The organism is Polaromonas sp. P1_G4, from assembly GCF_056405475.1.
Genome location: NZ_JBFUCA010000438.1, coordinates 1 through 3,679, shown reverse-complemented (window position 1 = coordinate 3,679; position 3,679 = coordinate 1). Strand labels below are relative to the sequence as shown.

4 protein-coding genes are annotated in these 3,679 nt (G+C 58.7%); 3 read left to right on the top strand and 1 reads right to left on the bottom strand.

Annotation, left to right across the window (positions count from 1 at the left end; all coding sequences use genetic code 11):
- The first annotated feature begins 1 nt into the window (after nucleotide 1).
- The 3 genes from aat (at nucleotide 2) to AC1D1X_RS18225 (ending at nucleotide 2,352) form a co-directional block, all read left to right on the top strand.
- Complete coding sequence (aat, locus tag AC1D1X_RS18235) at nucleotides 2-721, top strand: leucyl/phenylalanyl-tRNA--protein transferase (protein ID WP_477698826.1); 720 nt, start codon at nucleotides 2-4, stop codon at nucleotides 719-721.
- Entirely contained in the window at nucleotides 718-1,497 is a 780-nt protein-coding gene (locus tag AC1D1X_RS18230) for an arginyltransferase (protein WP_477670841.1), read from the top strand. Before aat ends, AC1D1X_RS18230 begins: the two co-directional genes overlap by 4 nt.
- 75 nt (nucleotides 1,498-1,572) lie before the next feature.
- Nucleotides 1,573-2,352: an IclR family transcriptional regulator gene (locus tag AC1D1X_RS18225; RefSeq protein ID WP_477670842.1), complete on the top strand. Its 780-nt coding sequence runs from the start codon at nucleotides 1,573-1,575 to the stop codon at nucleotides 2,350-2,352.
- A 74-nt stretch (nucleotides 2,353-2,426) separates the two neighbouring features.
- Here the strand turns inward: AC1D1X_RS18225 and pbpG are convergent, their stop codons facing one another.
- The gene (gene pbpG, locus AC1D1X_RS18220; RefSeq protein WP_477670843.1) at nucleotides 2,427-3,491 is read right to left on the bottom strand and encodes a D-alanyl-D-alanine endopeptidase; all 1,065 of its coding nucleotides are present in this window, start codon (nucleotides 3,489-3,491) and stop codon (nucleotides 2,427-2,429) included.
- Nucleotides 3,492-3,679: the final 188 nt, after the last annotated feature.

Sequence of the window (3,679 nt, the reverse complement as noted above, 5' to 3'; positions counted from 1 at the left end):
GCTGGATACCGCATGGGGGCCCCATGACCCGGCACCCGGTTTGCTCGCGGCTGGTGCCGCCCTGGATGTGCCGACCTTGGTTCATGCGTATTCGCAGGGAATTTTCCCCTGGTACAGCCTAGGCCAGCCCGTGCTCTGGTGGAGCCCTGACCCTCGCATGGTGCTGCAGACCCGGCACTTCAAGCTGCACCGGTCGCTGCGCAAAACGGTAGTTCGTTTTCAGGAACAGCATCGCTGCGAAATCAGATTCGACAGCGCCTTTGAGCGCGTCATCGACGCCTGCGCCAGCAAGCCCCGTTCCGGCCAACCCGGTACCTGGATAGTCCCTGACATGGTGCAGGCCTATAGCGCCCTTCACAAGGCAGGCCATGCGCACAGCGTGGAGACCTGGATCGACGGCGCGCTGGCAGGCGGCTTGTATTGTGTGAATCTGGGCCGCATGGTGTTTGGCGAATCGATGTTTGCACACCAGACCGATGCATCCAAAATCGCACTGGCGGCACTGGTGGCTTTTTGCCGTGAACAGCACATCACCATGATTGATTGCCAGCAAAATACCCATCACCTGGCGTCCCTGGGCGCGGGAGAAATCAGCCGGGCGGAATTTGTTGCCTACCTCGGACAAAGCGTGGGTAAAACGGGGCCCGACTGGCACTTTGAACCCGTATACTGGAATCAGATATTGACGACGGGAACGAAGGGAACCCTGGACCTACCGTGACACATCTCAAAGACCTGCCCCTGCAAACCTTGCAGTTCTACGCAACGGCGCCCTACCCGTGCAGTTATCTGCCGGGCAAGCAGGCCCGCTCGCAGGTTGCCACACCCAGCCACCTCATCCACAACGACGCCTATTCGGACCTTGTGACCAACGGCTTCCGGCGCAGCGGCATGTTTACCTACCGCCCCTACTGTGATGGGTGCCAGGCCTGCGTCCCGCTACGGGTGCCTGTTGGCAGCTTCAGCCCCAACAACAGCCAGCGCCGCGCCTGGAAGCGGCACCAGACGCTACAGGCCCGCATCCTCAAGCTTTGCTTCATGCCGGAGCATTACCAGCTCTACCTGCGTTACCAGAACGGCCGTCACGCAGGCGGCGGCATGGACCATGACAGCATTGACCAATACACCCAGTTCCTGCTGCAAAGCCGCGTGAATTCACGCCTGGTGGAGTTTCGCGAAAGCCTGCCTGACGGCGAGCCAGGCGCTCTGAAGATGGTGTCCATCCTTGATGTGCTGGAGGACGGCATTTCCGCGGTCTATACGTTTTACGAGCCGGATGGCCGCGCAAGCTACGGCAACTACAGCGTGCTGTGGCAGATCGAGCAGGCCCGGCGCCTCGATTTGCCCTATGTGTACCTGGGCTACTGGATCGCGGAAAGCCCAAAAATGAACTACAAGGCCGGATTCAGGCCCAACGAAGTGCTGGTCGACGGGCAGTGGGTGCTTTCCGCAGAGCCTGCGGCAGAAAATACAGGCAGGCCATCCGACAAGGCATAGGCATCGGCCCCACCAGGCGCATCATCCAGCGCATCAGGATTTCACAGGGTAAAATTTGCAGCAGAAAGCCTGCACATGAAAAAGCCCGATTCAGCCCTTCCCGCGACACCGACCGTTCAGGTCATAGAAAGGATGTTCACGCTGCTCGAAATCCTGGCGAACCGCGAAGAAGCGCTTTCGCTCAAGGAAATCAGCGAGAAGTCGGGGCTCCATCCCTCTACCGCACATCGCATCCTGAACGATCTGGCCACGGGCCGTTTTGTGGATCGCCCCGCAGCGGGCAGCTACCGGCTGGGCATGCGACTGCTGGAGCTGGGCAACCTCGTCAAGGCCCGCCTGGACGTCCGTGACGCTGCGCTGCTGCCCATGCGCGAACTGCACAAGCTCACGCAGCAGCCGGTCAACCTGAGCATGCGCCAGGGCGACGAAATCGTGTACGTGGAGCGCGCCTACAGTGAACGCTCCGGCATGCAGGTGGTGCGGGCCATCGGGGGCCGTGCGCCGCTGCATCTAACGTCTGTGGGCAAACTGTTCCTCGCGTTTGACGACCCGCAGCGCCTGCGCACCTACGCGACACGCACCGGCCTGCCGGGGCAGACACGCAACAGCATCACGCAGCTGCCAATTCTGGAGCGCGAGCTTTCCAAAGCACGCCAATACGGCATCGCGCGCGACAACGAAGAACTGGAGTTGGGAGTGCGCTGCATGGCTGCAGGTATTTACGATGACCAGAACCAGCTGGTAGCGGGCTTGTCGATTTCGGCCCCGGCTGACCGGCTGGACGAACACTGGCTGCCCAAGTTGCAGGCGACTGCGAATGAGATTTCAGCCGCGCTGGGTTACAAACCCAGGTAAAAGAGGCTACAGCCCAAACAGATTGGACGCGAGCAGCTATAAATAAGATAGCAGGTTGCGCACCTCGGGAAGGCTTAGCCGTTCACCTGCTTGATAGAGGTGCTGACATTCACCTTGGGTTCGGCCACCGGATTCGACTCCACCCAGCGGCGTACGCGCTCGGCATCACCCAGACGGCTCAGCTTGCCGGCGGAATCCAGAAACACCATGATCAGTTTGCGGCCCGCGATTTTGGTCTGCATGACCAGGCACTGGCCAGCTTCAGAGATGTAGCCGGTTTTTTGCAGGCCGATATCCCAGTCGGGGTTTTTCACCAGGCGATTTGTATTGTTGTACTGCAGCGTGCGGGTGCCGACTGCAACTTGATAACCCGTCGATGTGGAGAGCTCACGCAACATGGGGTCGCCATGTGCTGCGTTGACCAGCGTCGCCAGATCCTGCGCACTGGACTGGTTGCGGCTTGAAAGGCCGGTGGGCTCCACATAGCTGGTGTCCGTCATGCCCAGCATTTTTGCCTTGGCGTTCATCAGGTTGACAAACGTGCCCATGCCACCGGGATAGGTACGGCCCAGGGCGTGCGCTGCGCGGTTCTCGCTGGACATCAGGGCCAGGTGGAGCAGCTCACCACGCGTGAGCGTGGTGCCGACCTTCAGGCGTGAACTGCTGCCCTTTTCGGTGTCCACGTCGTCTTGCGTGATGGTGATGAGCTCATCCATGGGCAGCTTGGCGCCGCTGACGATGACGCCGGTCATCAATTTGGTGAGGGATGCGATCGGCAACACAGCGTGATCGTTTTTGCTGAACAGCACTTCACGTGTGTCCTGGTCGATCACCAGCGCGACGCTGGACTTCAGTTCAAGGGGATCTTGCGAACCGTGCAAACCGGCAATCTGACCGAAGGATGGTTTGGCCGGAATGGACACGCGGATGATGCTTCTGCGTTTTGTACCTGCAACAAAACGTACGCTCTTGCGTGTGGAAATAACTTTTTGGGAAACCGACGCCTTGGACGAGGCGTGCTGCTTTTTGACAATGGTTTTTTTGGCGGTTGCCGCATTCGCGGCTGGCACTGCAAAGGCGGCGATCAGGGCCATGAATCCAACGATTTTTAATGCGCGATTGAAAATCTGATGAGACATGGTGGTCTTGCCTGCGTGGGATTGCAATGAATGGGATGGCTGGAGTGTATACAAATAGAAAAAGTCACGCAATATCAAAAACTTGCGCGACTTTCCTAAAAACACACTCACTTTGTGACGTTTTTAACGGTCAAAGCCCCATTCGCACCCAGATTCAACGCTAAGTCATTGAATACAAAGGATTTTAT